This window comes from Halobacillus faecis, from assembly GCF_007991335.1.
GTDB classification, from domain to species: domain Bacteria; phylum Bacillota; class Bacilli; order Bacillales; family Halobacillaceae; genus Halobacillus; species Halobacillus faecis.
Genome location: NZ_BJYD01000030.1, coordinates 1 through 16,533, shown reverse-complemented (window position 1 = coordinate 16,533; position 16,533 = coordinate 1). Strand labels below are relative to the sequence as shown.

The 16,533-nt window shown below is 44.2% G+C and carries 19 protein-coding genes; 17 read left to right on the top strand and 2 right to left on the bottom strand.

Annotated features, from left to right (window positions below; genetic code table 11):
• Positions 1–90: 90 nt before the first annotated feature.
• Positions 91–1,569 carry a degradosome RNA helicase CshA gene (gene cshA / locus HFA01_RS16385; RefSeq protein WP_146818277.1) on the top strand — a complete coding sequence of 493 codons (1,479 nt, stop codon included), beginning with the start codon at positions 91–93 and terminating at the stop codon, positions 1,567–1,569.
• Between the two features lie 243 nt (positions 1,570–1,812).
• Here the strand turns inward: cshA and HFA01_RS16380 are convergent, their stop codons facing one another.
• Positions 1,813–2,580: a rhomboid family intramembrane serine protease gene (locus HFA01_RS16380; protein ID WP_146818275.1), complete on the bottom strand. Its 768-nt coding sequence runs from the start codon at positions 2,578–2,580 to the stop codon at positions 1,813–1,815.
• Positions 2,581–2,797: 217 nt separating this feature from the next.
• On the opposite strand from HFA01_RS16380, the gene acpS reads away from it, so the two are divergent.
• From acpS to HFA01_RS16305, 15 genes are all read left to right on the top strand, one after another.
• Positions 2,798–3,157, top strand: a complete 360-nt coding sequence (gene acpS / locus HFA01_RS16375; protein ID WP_146818273.1) for a holo-ACP synthase — start codon at positions 2,798–2,800, stop codon at positions 3,155–3,157.
• Between the two features lie 72 nt (positions 3,158–3,229).
• Positions 3,230–4,729 (top strand): NAD(P)H-hydrate dehydratase, encoded by a 1,500-nt coding sequence (locus HFA01_RS16370; protein WP_146818271.1) that lies wholly within the window; start codon positions 3,230–3,232, stop codon positions 4,727–4,729.
• 53 nt (positions 4,730–4,782) lie between these two features.
• Positions 4,783–5,805: a LolA family protein gene (locus tag HFA01_RS16365; RefSeq protein ID WP_146818269.1), complete on the top strand. Its 1,023-nt coding sequence runs from the start codon at positions 4,783–4,785 to the stop codon at positions 5,803–5,805.
• Positions 5,806–6,022: 217 nt separating this feature from the next.
• Positions 6,023–7,183, top strand: coding sequence for an alanine racemase (gene alr, locus HFA01_RS16360; RefSeq protein ID WP_146818267.1), 1,161 nt, complete (start codon positions 6,023–6,025; stop codon positions 7,181–7,183).
• Between the two features lie 159 nt (positions 7,184–7,342).
• On the top strand, positions 7,343–7,624 hold the full coding sequence (locus HFA01_RS16355) for a CopG family ribbon-helix-helix protein (protein WP_027956786.1): 282 nt from the start codon (positions 7,343–7,345) through the stop codon (positions 7,622–7,624).
• 5 nt (positions 7,625–7,629) lie between these two features.
• Positions 7,630–7,980, top strand: a complete 351-nt coding sequence (locus HFA01_RS16350; RefSeq protein WP_035511328.1) for a type II toxin-antitoxin system PemK/MazF family toxin — start codon at positions 7,630–7,632, stop codon at positions 7,978–7,980.
• 312 nt (positions 7,981–8,292) lie between these two features.
• Positions 8,293–9,162, top strand: coding sequence for an RsbT co-antagonist protein RsbRA (rsbRA, locus tag HFA01_RS16345; RefSeq protein WP_146818265.1), 870 nt, complete (start codon positions 8,293–8,295; stop codon positions 9,160–9,162).
• Between the two features lie 4 nt (positions 9,163–9,166).
• Positions 9,167–9,523 carry an STAS domain-containing protein gene (locus HFA01_RS16340; RefSeq protein WP_089654561.1) on the top strand — a complete coding sequence of 119 codons (357 nt, stop codon included), beginning with the start codon at positions 9,167–9,169 and terminating at the stop codon, positions 9,521–9,523.
• A gap of 2 nt (positions 9,524–9,525) precedes the next feature.
• Positions 9,526–9,927, top strand: a complete 402-nt coding sequence (locus HFA01_RS16335; protein ID WP_089654562.1) for an anti-sigma regulatory factor — start codon at positions 9,526–9,528, stop codon at positions 9,925–9,927.
• A 15-nt stretch (positions 9,928–9,942) separates the two neighbouring features.
• Positions 9,943–10,953, top strand: coding sequence for a PP2C family protein-serine/threonine phosphatase (locus HFA01_RS16330; RefSeq protein WP_089654563.1), 1,011 nt, complete (start codon positions 9,943–9,945; stop codon positions 10,951–10,953).
• A gap of 68 nt (positions 10,954–11,021) precedes the next feature.
• Positions 11,022–11,351, top strand: a complete 330-nt coding sequence (locus HFA01_RS16325; protein WP_146818263.1) for an STAS domain-containing protein — start codon at positions 11,022–11,024, stop codon at positions 11,349–11,351.
• A 2-nt stretch (positions 11,352–11,353) separates the two neighbouring features.
• On the top strand, positions 11,354–11,830 hold the full coding sequence (rsbW, locus tag HFA01_RS16320) for an anti-sigma B factor RsbW (RefSeq protein WP_115825019.1): 477 nt from the start codon (positions 11,354–11,356) through the stop codon (positions 11,828–11,830).
• A complete protein-coding gene (gene sigB / locus HFA01_RS16315) occupies positions 11,802–12,581 on the top strand; it encodes an RNA polymerase sigma factor SigB (RefSeq protein ID WP_146818261.1) in 780 nt (259 codons plus the stop codon). The genes rsbW and sigB overlap by 29 nt, the downstream gene beginning before the upstream one ends.
• Before the next feature lie 20 nt (positions 12,582–12,601).
• A complete protein-coding gene (locus HFA01_RS16310) occupies positions 12,602–13,177 on the top strand; it encodes a SpoIIE family protein phosphatase (RefSeq protein WP_246139354.1) in 576 nt (191 codons plus the stop codon).
• 341 nt (positions 13,178–13,518) lie between these two features.
• A complete protein-coding gene (locus tag HFA01_RS16305) occupies positions 13,519–15,690 on the top strand; it encodes a Tex family protein (RefSeq protein ID WP_371860346.1) in 2,172 nt (723 codons plus the stop codon).
• Between the two features lie 42 nt (positions 15,691–15,732).
• Here HFA01_RS16305 and cmpA read toward each other — a convergent pair whose 3' ends face one another.
• Positions 15,733–15,843, bottom strand: a complete 111-nt coding sequence (gene cmpA, locus HFA01_RS16300; RefSeq protein ID WP_089654570.1) for a cortex morphogenetic protein CmpA — start codon at positions 15,841–15,843, stop codon at positions 15,733–15,735.
• Positions 15,844–15,918: 75 nt separating this feature from the next.
• Between cmpA and HFA01_RS16295 the strand changes: the two genes are divergently transcribed.
• Entirely contained in the window at positions 15,919–16,362 is a 444-nt protein-coding gene (locus HFA01_RS16295) for a SprT family protein (RefSeq protein ID WP_146818257.1), read from the top strand.
• Positions 16,363–16,533: the final 171 nt, after the last annotated feature.

Genomic DNA, 16,533 nt, shown 5'->3' with positions numbered 1-16,533 from the left:
AGAGAAGCCTCTCCCGTTTCCTGTGGCAGAAGGCTTTTTTTACATGTATATAGGTAGAAGATTTAAACAATAAAGGAGTATGAAATTACTGTGACAACATTTCAATCACTAGGATTATCAAAACCTATCCTAAAATCATTAGACGTTATGGGTTTTGAAGAAACAACACCAATACAAGAACAAACGATCCCTCTAGGACTAGAAGGGAAAGATGTCATTGGTCAAGCTCAGACAGGTACGGGAAAAACGGCTGCATTCGGTATTCCGATGCTCGAAAAAATCAACAAACAAGTGAAAGCCGTTCAAGGACTTGTCATCGCCCCGACAAGGGAACTGGCTATTCAAGTAGCAGAAGAGCTGAACCGTCTAGGTAAAGGAAAAGGTATTCGTGTCCTTCCAATTTATGGAGGGTCAAACATGGAGCGCCAAATCCGTGCCCTGAAAAACAACCACATCGTCGTAGCAACACCAGGACGTCTTCTTGACCACATCCGTCGTAAAACGATCAAGTTGGAAGAAGTTCACACAGCAGTCCTTGATGAAGCGGATGAAATGCTGAACATGGGCTTCATCGATGATATCCGTGATATCTTGAAAGCATTGCCGGAAGAGCGACAAACGCTGCTTTTCTCTGCAACGATGCCGAAAGAAATCCGCGACATTGCAACGACATTGATGAACAACCCGGAAGAAGTAAAAGTGAAAGCGAAAGAAATGACGGTGGAAAACATCGAGCAGTTCTTCGTTGAAATTCCTGAGAAACACAAATTCGATACACTGACACGTCTTCTTGATATCCACGATCCTGCCCTAGCGATCGTTTTCGGTCGTACGAAGCGTCGTGTTGATGAAGTAGCTGACGGGCTTCAAGCACGCGGTTTCAGTGCAGAAGGAATTCACGGTGACTTGACACAAGGGAAGCGTATGTCCACATTGAACAAGTTCAAGCGTGGTCGCATCGAGATCCTTGTTGCAACAGACGTTGCGGCACGTGGATTGGATATCTCTGATGTTTCTCACGTGTATAACTTTGATATCCCGCAGGATCCGGAGAGCTATGTTCACCGTATCGGTCGTACAGGACGTGCCGGCCGTAAAGGGAAGTCCATTTCCTTCGTCACTCCACGTGAAAAAGATCAACTTCACTTGATCGAGAAAATCACGAAGAAGAAAGTGGAACGATTGAAAGTCCCTTCTTCTGAAGAAGCAGCGCGCGGTCAGCAAAAAGTAGCGGTTGAGAAGCTTGCTGAAACGATCACGAACAATGATCTTAAGAACTACAAGCAGGCAGCGAATGAACTGCTTGAACAGTATGAGTCTACAGACCTTGTAGCAGCAGCACTGAAAATGATGACAAAAGAGCGCAGCGAAGTACCTGTTCGTTTGTCTCATGTTCAGCCAATCAGCGTGAAAAATGCTCAGCGTGACAAGAGTAAGAAAAAAGGTGGCTACCGCAAAGGTGGAGGCGGTAAGCGCAACTTCAACAACAAGAATAAATCCCGCAACCGCAACTTCAGCGGCAAAGGCGGAAGCAAGCGCGGCAATTACCAAAGTAAAGGCCGTAGCTAATAAAAGGTTATTGAAAAGATCAGTCCTCTGTATGAGGGCTGATCTTTTTTTTTTTTGGAGTGTTGATAGTCATTGATGTGTACAACGGCTCGGTCATTTATCAGTAGGTTTTACGCTTTTATCGGTGTTTTAAGTATTTATCAGTGACTTTCAAACTTTCATCAGTGGACGTAGTGAATTTATCGGTGCGTTTAGTGTTTTTACTAGCAGAAAAAAAGACTCCACCCCCGAAGGGTGAAGTCTTTACATGCGGTTTACGAGGGCGAACAAGGCAAGGAAGATAATGATTCCCCATAGAATGTACTTCCCTGTGCTCTTGCGTCCATATTTTCTTTTCTGCCAACGATTTGGATCGAAAGAAATGTCATCACTGTCTGAACGAGAATGACGGGTGCGGACTTGCCATAAAGAAAAGCGGCGGGCATTTTTCAAGATAACGGGTGCAATGGCGAACCCACCAATCAGTCCGAACAAGTGACCGAATATATTGATGTTTGGCCGGGCGAACGTCATAAATAAGCCGATCGCAAAAATGGCAAGGATGATTTGTGAGTTGGCTGTATCAATCAAATGCTTCCGGTTCATAACCATAAATAGATATACTCCGAAAATACCGAAGATGGCTCCTGAGGCTCCGAGGTGCCAATAATAGGCATCCGGATTAACGATAAACGTGCCGAGGTTGCCGGCAATCCCTGCAAATAAATACATCACAACAAACTTTCCTTTTCCTAACATCTGCTCAAGGGCTGGTCCGAAGAGGACGAGGGAAAAGGAGTTGAACAGGGCGTGGGTGAAATCCCCGTGTAAGAAAATGGGTGTGACGAGGCGCCAATACTCGCCGTTTAAAATCAGAGCATTCATTCCAATGCCCCATTCCTTCAAATCAACGGCAAAACCCAGCTGAAGAAAATCCATCAACAGCCATAAGGCGAAATGAAGCCCGACAAGAAATGAAACAATCGGATAAAACCGTATAAATTCTTTGAAACTCTCCGTTCGTACAAACATGACTAATCTCCTTTTTTACGTGCAAGATTAAGGTGGATGTGAGTCGCTTCCTGAACCCATTCATCTCCGCTACATACTCTCATGTGCTCTTCTGGTTAAGGGTGGTTCATGGAACTCCTATTATAATGTAATCCCTGCTGTTCCCTCGTATTCTTTTTTACCGAGAAAAGATTCGGGTATACTGTTCATAGATTGTTAATGAAAAGGAAGATGAATGGTGATTAAAGGCATCGGTGTGGATATTATTGAATTGGATCGTATTAAACAAAGTATAAAGCGAAGAGAACGCTTTGTTCAACGAATACTGACTGAAGAGGAACATCTTCGCTACGAAACGTTAAATGAAAAAAGAAAAGTGGAATACCTGGCGGGCAGATTTGCAGCGAAAGAGGCTTTTGCTAAAGCAACAGGTACGGGGATCGGCAAGCTGGGCTTTCATGACGTGGAAATTTTATCAAATGAAACGACAGGGGCTCCTATGATGAAGGTGAAAGGTTATGACCGCTATCACGTGTGGGTGTCCATCAGTCATAGTTCAGAGCATGCGATTGCTCAGGTGGTTTTGGAAGAGTGCTAGGGAGGTATAGGAGAGCAGACATAATTACATAGGTTGTCTCATAACATTGTAATGCGGGTAGGAGGGAACGAATTGGATATTGTTACCGCACAAGAAATGTACGAACGGGATCGAGTGGCCATGGAAGCTGCTGGACTAGATGGGAAGTTGCTCATGGAGAATGCTGGTAGAGCGGTTACGTATGACTTACTCCGCCACATTCAAAAAGAGCATGCGATTGTCGTCCTGATAGGTGCTGGTAATAATGGCGGCGATGGTTTCGTCATTGCCAGGACGTTGTTGAACCTTGGATACGATGTGGAAGCTTGGCAAGTCGTTCCGGACACAAAGATCACTGGAGATGCAGAAGCACACAAGAAGATATTCCAAGCTTCTGGTCACCCGTACAGACTATTGAAGAGTTCGGAAGACTTGAATACTTCTCTAGGTTGTGCAGATGTATGCATCGATGCGATGCTCGGGATCGGAGTGAAAGGGCGGCTGAAAGAGCCCTACGCAGAGATTGTTCGTCTCTGTAACGAGAAATCATTCGTAAGGCTTTCGGTCGACCTGCCTTCGGGTGTGCCGGCAGATGAAGGAGAAGAAGATTTTGAGGCATTTCAAGCGCATTACACCTCGATCATCGATGCTCCGAAGCAGAGTGTCTTTTTGCAAAGCACTCGGCCATACTATGGCGAATGGTCGGTCGTGGAAATCGGACTCCCACCCCAGCTACTTCCGGATCACCGAAGAAGGCTTTGGGGTGCAGCTGATGTCAAAAGGACCTTGCCTGAAAGAGATGCACATTCGCATAAAGGGTCGCATGGAAAAGGCTTGATCATCGGAGGGTCCCGTTTAATGCCCGGTTCAGTCGCTATGACGGCGAGGGCCGCTTTACGGAGCGGTGCGGGGTTGATTGCGGTATCCACGGATCCTGAAGCTATTCCATCGATTTCTCCGTATGTGCAGGAAGCAACTTTTGTAGAAGGGAAAGATGGAGGACAAGTCCCGGTTCTTGAGGGGTACGATGGGATTGCTGTTGGTATGGGATTGGGCCGCACTTCTGTGATGGTAACGGTGGTGGAGCAGTTGGTCCATGAAAAAGAAACCCCATTACTGGTGGATGCCGACGGGTTGTATCTTATAAAAGGTTTCCTTCAAGAGTTGGAAAAGAGGGAAGCTCCGACCGTTTTAACGCCTCACCCAGGTGAGTTCGCCCACTTGTCGGGCCTTTCCATTAAAGAGATCTTGAATTCTCCTTTTTCCCATTCCAAAGAGTTTGCTGAAAAGCACGGGGTGTACCTCGTCCTGAAAGGACCTTCGACGATTATTACAGGTCCCGATGGGGAACAGCGGGTGAACATCTCAGGCAATGCAGGCCTCGCTAAAGGTGGAAGTGGTGATGTTCTTTCCGGTATTCTGCTCAGCATGATGATGCAGGGAGAAGATGTGATGAATGCCTTAAGTAATGGTTGTTTCCTTCATGGGTCGACAGCTGATTTACTCGTGCAGGATGAACATGCGAAAATTGACCTACTCGCCTCTGACGTCATTGAAGGTTTATCCCGGACGTTCCGTACATTTTCTTCTTGATCCATATCATACGTTCCCTTTGTCCTTAAGTAGAGACAAAGGAGTTGAGTCTTATGCAAAGACGTTTTCTGATCCTGTTGTTCAGCCTGTTCGTCTTAGGTGCTTTGACAGCTTGTGGCTCACAGTCAAAAGAAGATGTCGTCAAAAAGCTCGAAAAACAGTCGGAAGAAATGGCTGGATATAAGACCGAAGCGAATATGAAGATGCGTACAGGGAAAGAAGAACAGAAATACAACATTCAAGTGTGGCATAAAAAGGATGACTTTTACCGCGTGAAGCTTCAAAATGATCAAGATGAAAAAGGCAGCCAGATCATTTTGAAAAATGACAGCGGCGTGTATGTCTTGACGCCTGCTTTGAACAAGAGCTTCAAGTTTCAAAGTGAGTGGCCTCAAAATACAAGCCAGCCTTATCTTTATGCTTCACTGCTGAATGATATCAAAGCGGATCCGGATGCAGAGTTCAATGCTTCCGAAAACTACTTTGTGTTCAAGACGAAGACAAACTATCAGAATAACAAAACCTTGCCGTTCCAAGAAATCTATTTTGATAAGAAGACGTACCACCCTGTCATGGTGAAAGTATTCGATCAGGACATGAATTCTCTTGTAGAAGTTCAATTCGCGAACTTCTCGAAAGACGATTCGATGAAGAAGGAAGATTTTGATGTCGATAAGAATATGGCTATGGCGCCTACAGAAGCCCCTGTTGCAAACATGGAAGGGGAAGAGCTGGAGGAGGTTCTTTACCCACAAGAGACGTTCGGTGCTGAACTTGCAGACGAGCGTGAAGTGAAAACAGAAGATGGAAAACGATTCATTATGACCTATGCCGGGGATAAAGACTTCACATTGGTCCAGGAAAAAGCGGAAGTTCAAGCGGCAAGTGCTCAATACTCTGTCCAGGTCAATGGTGAACCAGTCCAGCTTTGGGATGGCGTTTTTGCAGCCTTTGAACACAATCGCTTGGAATGGAACCATAACGGCACGACCTACCAGCTCGCGAGCAATGAATTGACGCAAGATGAAATGGTCGCTGTCGCAAGCTCAATCAACACGGCTGCGATGGTGAAATAAAATTGGAAGGAGCAGGCTTAACGGTCTGCTTTATTTTTGTCTTCGGGCCACCTTTAGGAAGATGTCCTCATGCTTCGCCCTCCAGGCTCTTGAGAGTCTTTGCTTTCGTAAAAGTCAGTCATGATCGCTATCCAATGTTTTTGCTTTTTTATGAGATTTGACACCGGCTTCTTCTCATTCAATAATAAAAAGATATAGAGAGAGAGGAGCGGTCATTGTGGCATGGGATACGTATTACAGAGACTCCATCGCAGAGGTTGAACTGACGGCGATTGAGTATAATATACAGCAATTGAAACAACGGTTGGAGAAAGAGACGGAGATTTGCGCAGTGGTCAAAGCGGATGCCTATGGACATGGGGATGTGCAAGTGGCGAGAGCTGCCCTGAAAGCTGGGGCAAAGAGCCTTGCCGTAGCCATCCTTGATGAAGCATTGAAACTGAGAAGGGCAGGAATAGAGGCCCCGATCCTCGTCATGGGCTGGACACGCCCTCAGGATGCTGCAGTCGCTGCTGAGAATGATATCGCCTTGACGGTGTTTCAAAAAGATTGGCTTAAGGATGCGGTGGGTTTCCTGGGTATTAATGCTCTGAAACTCCATTTGAAAATGGATACAGGAATGGGGCGGATTGGGGTACGCACGGTCTCAGAGTTAGGGGAAGTCCTTGCCGTTCTTGCCGAAACCCCGAAATTTCAATTGAAAGCTTTGTTCACGCATTTTGCTACAGCCGATGAAGGAGATTCACAGTATTTTAATCAACAACAAGAACGCTGGGACGAAATGTTTTCTTATTTTAAGAGGAATTGGGCAGATGATGTCGAAATTCATACAAGTAACAGTGCGACAAGTATGAGAGTTCCTGAACGGATGGATCATTTTGTCCGTTTTGGTATCAGCATGTATGGACTTTACCCTTCTCCCCATGTCAAAAGGGAACGACCAATCGACTTGAAGCCTGCTTTTTCTTTGTCGAGCCGGTTGATCCATGTCAAAAAAATAAAGGCTGGAGAATCGATCAGTTACGGGGCTACCTACACCACAGAAAAAGAAGAGTGGATCGGCACTATACCGCTTGGTTACGCGGATGGTTGGATCCGTAAACTTCAAGGTGCAGAGGTCCTTGTCGACGGGAAACGTCAGCCGATTGTCGGAAGAATTTGCATGGATCAATTCATGATTCGGCTGGATCAGGAATATCCTATAGGGACAAAGGTTACCTTAATTGGTAAACAAGGGGATCAGGAAATTTCAGCCGATGAAATAGCGGAGCATCTCGAAACAATCAATTATGAGATACCCTGCATGATCAGCCAAAGGGTGCCGAGAGTTTTTCAAGAAGATGGGAGAACGGTAGAAGTAAGAAACTCCTTGTTGTGAGTAAACTTCCCGTTTTCGGACAATTCTCCCGATGTAAGGATAAAAGCTTTCATAATTCACGAAAAAATTCCAACACTCCTTTGCAATGGACACTCCCGTTTGATAAGATTAGAGTGGACTAATTGACTGGTTTCTTTTGAGAGAAGATGGTGGAGGTGTATGGTTTTGTCCGATAGCATGCAGGAGATTGTCATCCGGATTCCGGATAACCTACTCAATGAAGTGGATGGCTTCATTCAACTCGATAACAGTGATCGGAGCGATTTCATGTGTCAAGCAACGAAAATGTATTTGCGTGAGAAGAAACAGCGACATATTAGAGAATCCATGCGTAGAGGCTACATGGAAATGGCGAAAATCAATTTAAATATCGCTTCAGAAGCGTTTCAAGCTGAAGAGGAGGCCGAACACACCCTGGAGCAACTAGTGAGCGGGGTGTGAAGCCAGTGATAGTCAAACGAGGTGACGTTTATTTCGCTGATTTGTCCCCGGTTGTGGGATCTGAACAAGGCGGGGTCCGTCCTGTACTCGTCCTTCAAAATGATATTGGTAATCGTTTTAGCCCTACCGTGATCGTAGCCGCGATTACAGCGCAAATACAAAAAGCCAAACTTCCAACACATGTCGAAATTAATGCAGAAAAATACGGGTTCGAGCGAAACTCTGTGATCCTACTGGAACAAATCAGAACGATTGACAAACAGCGTTTGACCGATAAGATTACTCAACTCGACGAACCGATGATGCAGCAGGTTAACAAAGCCTTGCAGATCAGCCTCGGTTTGATCGACTTTTAATCGGAACGTACGTCGTGGATGAAAATAAAGTTGCCTATTCAAGGTAACTTTATTTTTTTTTGCTTTTGTAGTTTATAATGAGCATAGAGAGGGTATTGATGATGGCGTGTTTTTTTATTCACCGATATTTTATAAGGTAGAATGGTAATATTACAAAGGGTATGGGAAAGATACTCATGTGTAAGTAGGCGGAAGATGCTCTTATAATGATGAAGAGGGCAAATAGTGTAAAAGAAATTATTTTTCTGATAAAATTATATTCAAATAGTATGAGGACGAACAATAGAGGGTTATGAGGCGGAGGTTTAGATAATGGACGAAAGACTGAAAAATGTAGTGGTAGAGCATAGTGATGACATTGTCAAAATGTGGTTGGAGGAAGTTAACACTCATAAGAAGAATGAGTATACATCGACGATTTCTGATGAAATGTTCGAAAGCACGAACCGTGAATTTGTCAACGTGATTTTTTCAAGCATTGAAAAGCAGGGATTATCCTCTGACTTGGATGATTTCTCTGAACGCCTGATTAATCTTGGCTGGCCGTTGAGTTATTTAACGGACGGAATGCAAGTGTTCCGTCGTGTAGTGACGGATTTCATTCTCAAACAATCGGATAAAATCGATTCGGATTACTTTTCCGAGGTCCTTCGTAAAGTAGATGGCTGGGTCGATCCAATCATCAACCGTCTCGTCAACGAGTATTCAGGAAGCTGGGAGCACATCGTATCTTTACAGAGAGTGGCTTTACAAGAGCTTTCCGCCCCCTTGATCCCCGTCATGGAGAACATCACGATCATGCCTCTGATCGGAACCATCGACACGGAGAGGGCGAAGTTGATCATGGAGAACCTGTTGGACGGAGTGATCAAACATAATGCTGAAGTTGTGTTGATCGATATTACAGGTGTTCCGGTTGTGGATACGATGGTTGCTCATCATATCATCCAGGCTGCTGAAGCTGTGCGACTGATCGGTTCACGGTGCATATTGGTGGGAATCCGCCCTGAAATTGCACAAACGATTGTGAACCTGGGAATCGATTTAGGAAAATTCCCTACAAAGAGTTCATTGCGTAAAGGGTTCCAAACGGCATTAGAATTGACAAATCGTCGTATCGAAGAAACCCAGAACAACGATGAAGACATCGAAAAACTAATTGATTCACTAGATAGGGAGTGAAAACATGAGGATACCTATTTTAAAGCTTCATAACTATTTACTCATTTCCATACAGATCGATTTGGATGATCAGACGGCCATCCAGTTCCAGGAAGATCTTTTAAGCAAGATTCATGAAAGTGGAGCGACAGGTGTCGTCATTGATTTAACATCCGTTGATATCATCGATTCTTTCATTGCCAAAGTGTTGGGAGACGTTGTGACGATGTCGGATTTGATGGGGGCCAAAGTTGTTTTGACGGGGATCCAGCCGGCAGTTGCAATGACGCTTATTGACCTAGGTATACACATGCAAGATGTCCCGACCGCGTTAGATCTAGAACAAGGATTGATCAAACTTCGCCAGGAATTGGAGGAGTGAATATGGACTTCCAATCCTGTGTCAATATTAAGAAGGAGTGGGACATCGTCGGAGCCAGGCAACTTGGACGAGATATATCCAGAAAGATCGGCTTTGGGACTGTCGATCAAGCAAGGATTGCCACGGCCATTTCTGAACTGGCACGGAACATTTATTTATACGCAGGAACAGGCAAAGTCTGTTTCGAAGCACTCGAAGATATGAATAAAAAGGGCATTCGGATCGTAGCTACGGATGAAGGACCCGGAATTAAAGATATCAGCCAAGTGATGGAAGACGGTTTCACCACATCAGGAGGACTCGGAGCAGGACTGCCAGGGGTGAAACGGTTGATGGATGACTTTGATATCGTATCTGGAGAAGGAGAAGGTACGGAAATCACTGTCGTCAAATGGCTCCGTTAAAGGAGGTAATAAGCGATGAACACATTGAAGCTCGATTTAGAAAATTATAAAGAACTATTACAAGAGTATATTAAGACCGAGGATGAGCAAGCTCTATATCAAGCGGAACAGTTCAGTAAGCATTCCATGCAGCAGAACATCTCACCGGAAGAGATCATCAATGTTCATATTCAATCACTACAAGAAATATACCCGGATATGCCCCGGTATATTCAGTCGTCTATGAACTTCCTTCTGGAAACCATGATCTCTTACGGGTTGGCTTACCAGGAGTATCAGACGCTTCGGGAAAAGCAGCTCGAGTTGAAATCGGAAATTTCCGTCGCTGCCAACATGCAAAAAACATTGTTGTCGACCGTAAAACCTGATTTATCTGAAATTGATGTAGGGGCTTTGAGTGTTCCTGCCAAGCAGATGAACGGGGATTATCACCACTTTGTCCACGATGGAAAAGGAAGCCTTGGAATCGCTGTCGCCGATGTCATAGGTAAAGGTGTACCTGCTGCTCTATGTATGTCCATGATCAAATATTCAATGGACAGTTTTTCGGGGATGCGGACAGATCCTAGTGTCATTCTGGGGAGTTTGAACCGTGTGGTGGAACGGAATGTGGATGCAAGTATGTTCATTACGATGTTCTATGGTTTGTATAATTCCAACGAGCATACATTTACTTTTTCATCAGCCGGCCATGAACCAGGCTATTATTATCATAAAGATCGTGATGAATTTGAAGAAATCGATGTACCGGGACTTGTGCTCGGCGTATCTCCTGAAGTCACTTATAAGCAGTATGAAAAGAGAGTAGAAAAAGGAGATATGATTATCCTTCTGACTGACGGTGTAACCGAATGTCGACAAGGGGACCGATTCATCGATCAAGAAGAGATTTTACATGTCATCAAACAATATTCCCACCTTCCAGCACAGGGGATAGTGGATCAAGTGTATAAACATTTTGAGCGTCTGCAGGACTTCCAGTTGAGAGATGACTTTACGTTGATTATTTTACGAAGAAACGTTTAACAAATATTCATACAGGGTAACACATTATGTAGTATGTTTTTCAGGAAACATTGGGAGGGATTATGACGATGAATTTATCTATAGATGTTACAAACAATGATGGGGTTTCAAATGTCGTCCTAACTGGAGAAGTGGATGCATTCACAGCACCCAAGTTAAAAGATACATTGCTGCCGCTGACGAAGGAAAAGGGCCAAGTCGTAGAAGTGGATTTTCAGGATGTGAATTACATGGATTCGACAGGTCTTGGTGTGTTCATCAGCGCTTTGAAATCGACGAAGGAGCATGAATCTGAGATGCGCCTTGTCCATATGCAGGACCGTGTTTACCGTCTCTTCAAGATCACGGGGTTAACAGAAATTATAAACATCGAGTCTACAGTGCAAGGTGGAATGTAAACATGGAACCATTTGATTTTGTTGAAGTGAAGGTACCTGCCAAAGCGGAATACATCGGTGTCGTGCGTCTGAGTATCTCAGGGATTGCCAACCGTATGGGATTCACTTACGAAGATATCGAAGATTTGAAAGTAGCGATTTCCGAGGCGATCACCAATGCTGTGAAACATGCATATAAAGAAACGGGTGAAGGGGAAATCACCATCGGTTTCGGTGTATATCAGGACAGGCTTGAAGTCATGGTCGCTGATCATGGAGGAAGCTTTAACCTTGGTGAGATCAAAGAAGATATCGGCCCTTATAAACAAGATGATGATATTGAAGAACTGCGTGAAGGAGGCTTTGGCCTGTTTCTCATTGACGCTCTGATGGACAAAGTTGAGATTAATAGCAAATATGGAGTCATTGTCCTTATGACAAAATATCTCCATGAAACCGGGGTGGGTCAAGATGGCGACCAAATCACAACACCACAATGAGGAAGTTTACGAATGGATCGCCTATCTACAAGAGAATCCGAAAGATGAAGAGATCCAGGAAAAGATCGTTCTCGTTTACAAGGATCTTGTAGAATCCATTGCTCGTAAATACTCTAAAAACAGCACGATTCATGAAGACTTGGTTCAAGTCGGCATGCTTGGGCTGTTAGCGGCAATCAGAAGATATGACCCCGAATTCGGGAAGTCCTTTGAATCTTTTGCCATACCGACTATTATCGGGGAAATCAAACGCTTCATTCGTGACAAAACATGGAGCGTCCACGTTCCTCGTAGAATCAAGGAGCTTGGACCCAAAATCAAAAAGGTATCGGAAGAGCTTACGAATACCTTGCAGCGCTCTCCATCCGTCAAAGAAATTGCAGATGAGTTAGAAGTATCTGAAGAAGATATCCTTGAGACGATGGAAATGGGTAAAAGCTATAAAGCTCTGTCCGTTGACCGCAAAATCGAAGCGGATTCTGACGGAAGTACGGTCACCATTCTGGATTTAATCGGTAACCAGGAAGATGGTTATTCCAACATAGATCAGAGAATGCTCTTAGAAAAGATTCTGCCGATTCTCAGTGAAAGAGAGCAGGAGATCTTACAATGCACGTACTTTGAAAACATGAGTCAAAAAGATACAGGTGAACGGCTGGGAATCTCCCAAATGCACGTATCTCGTCTGCAAAGGCGGGCCTTAAGGAAACTGAGAGAAGCCTTGCAGTCTGAATCTGTCGAGGTATTCTAGTGGAAAAGGAGAATAAGCGGGTGGATTTATCTATTTTCCAGAAAGCCAAAAAAGGAAATTATTATTGCGGGGACAGCTATTTTTACAAGGAAACAGAGAATGCATTTCTTTGTGCCCTTGCGGACGGACTCGGAAGTGGTGAAATGGCCCGCGAATCATCCAAGGCGGTTATGGAAGTGATAGAGGAACATCCAGATTTGGCTCTAGAAGCGCTAGTGAAAAAATGCAATGAGGTGTTGGTAGGGAAACGAGGAGTCGTCCTGGGGATTTTAAGGATCGACTTTGAAGCTCGTACTTACTCTTATTCATCGATTGGAAACATTGGGGTAATTACCGTAGACCCGGATGGGAAGCGTAACCGCAATATTCCATTGGCTGGTTACCTATCAGGCTATCCACGCAGGCTGAGAATCTCTCACGGAACTGTGCAAAAAGGAATGGTATTCCTTATGTTTTCAGACGGAGTTAACGACCGGCGTCTGTCCGCGAAGTTTACTCATTCCAAAGATGTTGAGCAAATTACTCAACAGTACAAAGAATTATACGGTCAATTACGAGATGATGATATCACCCTGATTGCCATGGCTTATAATTAAAACCCTTCATTCGAACCGCAAGGTAGAATGGAGGGTTTTGTTGTTTTTGTTTGGGTCATCACCTTAATTTATCCGAGTATATGGCAGGATTGGGGAGGACTTAGTTTCGAGATACTCTTATGGTAAGGGGTGGAGGGAAACGGTGAGACTCCTATGGGACGTGTGGGACAGGTGCGACCCCGGGAGGCGAATGCCTGAGGAGGCTCACCGCCCGCCCCATGGAAAGCGAACGGTTTCCCGGAGCCCATAAACTCCCACATACATCTCGAAACGGAGTCTTCAAGTATTCTCTTATATAATTTGATACAATGGATGAGACGTCATTGAAGGAGGTCATTTAGTTGAGTGAAACAAATAAAAATACAGAGCTTATGAAGCTCGTAGCTAAACAGACGAAATTGAAGGATCAGACAATCAAACAAGTCATTGAACTGCTTGAAGAAGGAAATACAGTACCATTTATCGCCCGTTATCGGAAAGAACTGACAGGCGGATTGGATGAAGTGCAAATCAAAGAAATTGAAGATCAGTGGAACTATGTAACGAACCTTGTTCAGCGTAAGGAAGAAGTTATTCGCCTGATTGATGAACAGGGCAAACTGACCGAAGAATTACGCCAAGAAATTGAATCCGCTGAAAAACTCCAAAAGGTGGAGGACTTATACCGACCTTACAAACAAAAGCGTCGGACAAGAGCGACGGTAGCCAAGGAGAAAGGTTTGGAACCTCTCGCTGCCCAGGTCTGGGAACAGCAGGGTATCAACTTCGAAGAGGAAGCGAAAGGTTACTTTTCTGATGACCATGAATTGAATACGGTTGAAGATGTACGTGCTGGGGTGAATGATATCATCGCCGAGTGGATCTCAGACGATCCTACATATCGAGAAAAGATAAGAAAACAGACGCACGAAAAGGGTGTCATCGCTTCATCTGAAAAGAAAGCAGATAAAGATGAAAAAGGCATTTTTGAAATGTATTATGACTACCTAGAACCTGTTCGCTCTATTGTGTCCCACCGTGTTCTTGCTCTTAATCGTGGAGAAAAAGAAGAGATTATTAAAGTTTCCGTTCAGCCTCCTGAAGAGTCTATCGTCCAATACTTGGAAAGGAGTGTCATCAAAAATCACACTGTCGGGAAGCTTCGTTCCATTTTGGAGGAAGCGATCCAGGATAGTTATAAGCGTTTAATTCAGCCGTCTGTAGAGAGAGAAATTCGAGCCGCGTTATCTGAGCAGGCCGAGGAACAGGCAATTGAAGTTTTCTCGAGTAATTTGCGTAACCTCCTGCTGCAGCCCCCGTTGAAAGGGAAAGTGGTTCTAGGAGTCGACCCTGCCTACCGTACCGGTTGTAAGCTTGCTGTTGTAGACGAAACAGGGAAAGTGCTTGATATAGGCGTCATTTACCCAACAGCACCTAAAAATGATACGGCTGGAGCAGAGAAAAAGATTCTTGCCTTTATGGATACGTATGATATTGAACTGATGGCCATTGGGAATGGGACAGCTTCCAGGGAAACGGAACAATTCATCGCAGATATGATCCAAAAACATAAGCTGAATGCGTCCTACATGATTGTGAATGAAGCGGGGGCAAGTGTGTATTCAGCTTCGAAGCTTGCGCGTGAAGAATTTCCTGACTTTCAAGTGGAAGAACGAAGTGCCGTATCGATCGCTCGTCGTGTTCAGGATCCATTAGCGGAACTCGTGAAAATTGATCCTAAATCGATAGGTGTCGGTCAATACCAGCACGATGTTACTCAGAAAAAACTGAATGAATCCCTGACGTTCGTTGTGGAAACGGCCGTAAACCAAGTGGGAGTTAATGTGAACACCGCTTCTTCATCTCTGTTGCAGCACGTATCTGGCCTGAGTAAAACGGTTGCGAACAACGTCGTGAAAAAGAGGGAAGAGTTAGGGAAGTTTACGAAGCGCTCCGAACTCAAAGACATTCCGCGCTTAGGCGCAAAAACATTCGAACAAAGTATCGGCTTCTTACGAATACTAGATGGAAAAGAACCTCTGGATCGTACACCGATCCACCCGGAAACTTACAAAGCGACACGGGAACTGCTGAAGAAGTTCGGATTTACGACGGAAGATATCGGAACGAACAAGTTAGCAGAAGAATTGAAAAGTGTGGAACCATCATCTGTAGCGGAGCAACTGGGCATTGGTGAGTTGACGCTTCAAGATACCTTGAAATCTCTTGTTCAGCCTGGCCGTGACCCAAGGGACGACTTGCCTAAGCCATTGTTGAAAACGAATGTTCTTTCAATGGAAGATTTGGAACAGGGGATGGAATTAGAAGGAACCGTTAGAAACGTAGTAGACTTTGGGGCTTTTGTGGATATAGGTGTCAAACAGGATGGGCTTGTCCATATCTCGAAGCTCGCAAACAAATTCGTCAAACACCCAATGGACGTAGTGGCGGTAGGTGACGTCGTTACTGTTTGGGTCGATCAAGTGGACGTACAAAAACAGAGGATTGCTTTGACTATGGTCAATCAAGGATAACCTTGGACGAAACTGCCTGGAAAGACTCTTTCCGGGTAGTTTTTATTTGTATAGGTGCTGATAGTAATACCAGCATTGATTGAGCATTTTAATTTGATATTTGTCTTTGTTCAAGAATGCTTTTGTCATTTGGTTCTTCAACCAGGAAGGCATAAGAAGTCATCTCCTTCATATTCAACTTTTTTCATTCTTATGATACAGTATGCAAAGGACGAGGGAGGTGTTCCTATGACGGATCAAGAACTGAAGCAATGGACCAATAAATTATCGGAAAAATACTTTGACAAGCCTTTTGCTCATGATGTATACTTCAATTCTCGTCTTCGGACAACAGGAGGCAGATACATTCCTTCTAAAAAAGTGATTGAAATCAATCCGAAATATATAGTAGAATTAAATGGTGTCGAATTAGAAGGCATCATTAAACATGAACTTTGCCATTACCATCTTCATATAGAAGGTAAAGGTTTTGGACATCGCGATCGTGAATTCAAGGAATTATTAAAAAGAACAGGATCTCCAAGACACTGTTCACCATTACCCTCCGAAAAGAGCGGGAACTTCCATCACTATGTTTGTACAAAATGCGGACAAACATACAAACGGAAAAGACGTGTAGATACGAAGCGCTTCGGATGCGGTAAATGTAAAGGGAATATAAAAAAGAAGTAAATTTTCCATTGACGAAAGATCGACCACATGTTAAATTAGTTAAGTCCTAACAAAACAAGCCAAAAACACATGAAAAACGACTTAAATTTTCATGAAAAAAAGGTTTGACACCGAGGGCGAAATGTTATAAGATATAAAACGTCGCTGATAAACAGCAACAAACATTACGAA

Excerpts from the sequence above, each read along its gene's own strand:
- HFA01_RS16380 (WP_146818275.1), bottom strand. The coding sequence starts at position 2,580 with ATGTTTGTACGAACGGAGAGTTTCAAAGAATTTATACGGTTTTATCCG.
- HFA01_RS16365 (WP_146818269.1), top strand. The coding sequence starts at position 4,783 with ATGCAAAGACGTTTTCTGATCCTGTTGTTCAGCCTGTTCGTCTTAGGT.
- HFA01_RS16355 (WP_027956786.1), top strand. The coding sequence starts at position 7,343 with ATGGTTTTGTCCGATAGCATGCAGGAGATTGTCATCCGGATTCCGGAT.
- rsbRA (WP_146818265.1), top strand. The coding sequence starts at position 8,293 with ATGGACGAAAGACTGAAAAATGTAGTGGTAGAGCATAGTGATGACATT.
- HFA01_RS16340 (WP_089654561.1), top strand. The coding sequence starts at position 9,167 with ATGAGGATACCTATTTTAAAGCTTCATAACTATTTACTCATTTCCATA.
- HFA01_RS16335 (WP_089654562.1), top strand. The coding sequence starts at position 9,526 with ATGGACTTCCAATCCTGTGTCAATATTAAGAAGGAGTGGGACATCGTC.
- HFA01_RS16330 (WP_089654563.1), top strand. The coding sequence starts at position 9,943 with ATGAACACATTGAAGCTCGATTTAGAAAATTATAAAGAACTATTACAA.
- HFA01_RS16325 (WP_146818263.1), top strand. The coding sequence starts at position 11,022 with ATGAATTTATCTATAGATGTTACAAACAATGATGGGGTTTCAAATGTC.
- rsbW (WP_115825019.1), top strand. The coding sequence starts at position 11,354 with ATGGAACCATTTGATTTTGTTGAAGTGAAGGTACCTGCCAAAGCGGAA.
- sigB (WP_146818261.1), top strand. The coding sequence starts at position 11,802 with ATGGCGACCAAATCACAACACCACAATGAGGAAGTTTACGAATGGATC.
- cmpA (WP_089654570.1), bottom strand. The coding sequence starts at position 15,843 with ATGCCTTCCTGGTTGAAGAACCAAATGACAAAAGCATTCTTGAACAAA.
- HFA01_RS16295 (WP_146818257.1), top strand. The coding sequence starts at position 15,919 with ATGACGGATCAAGAACTGAAGCAATGGACCAATAAATTATCGGAAAAA.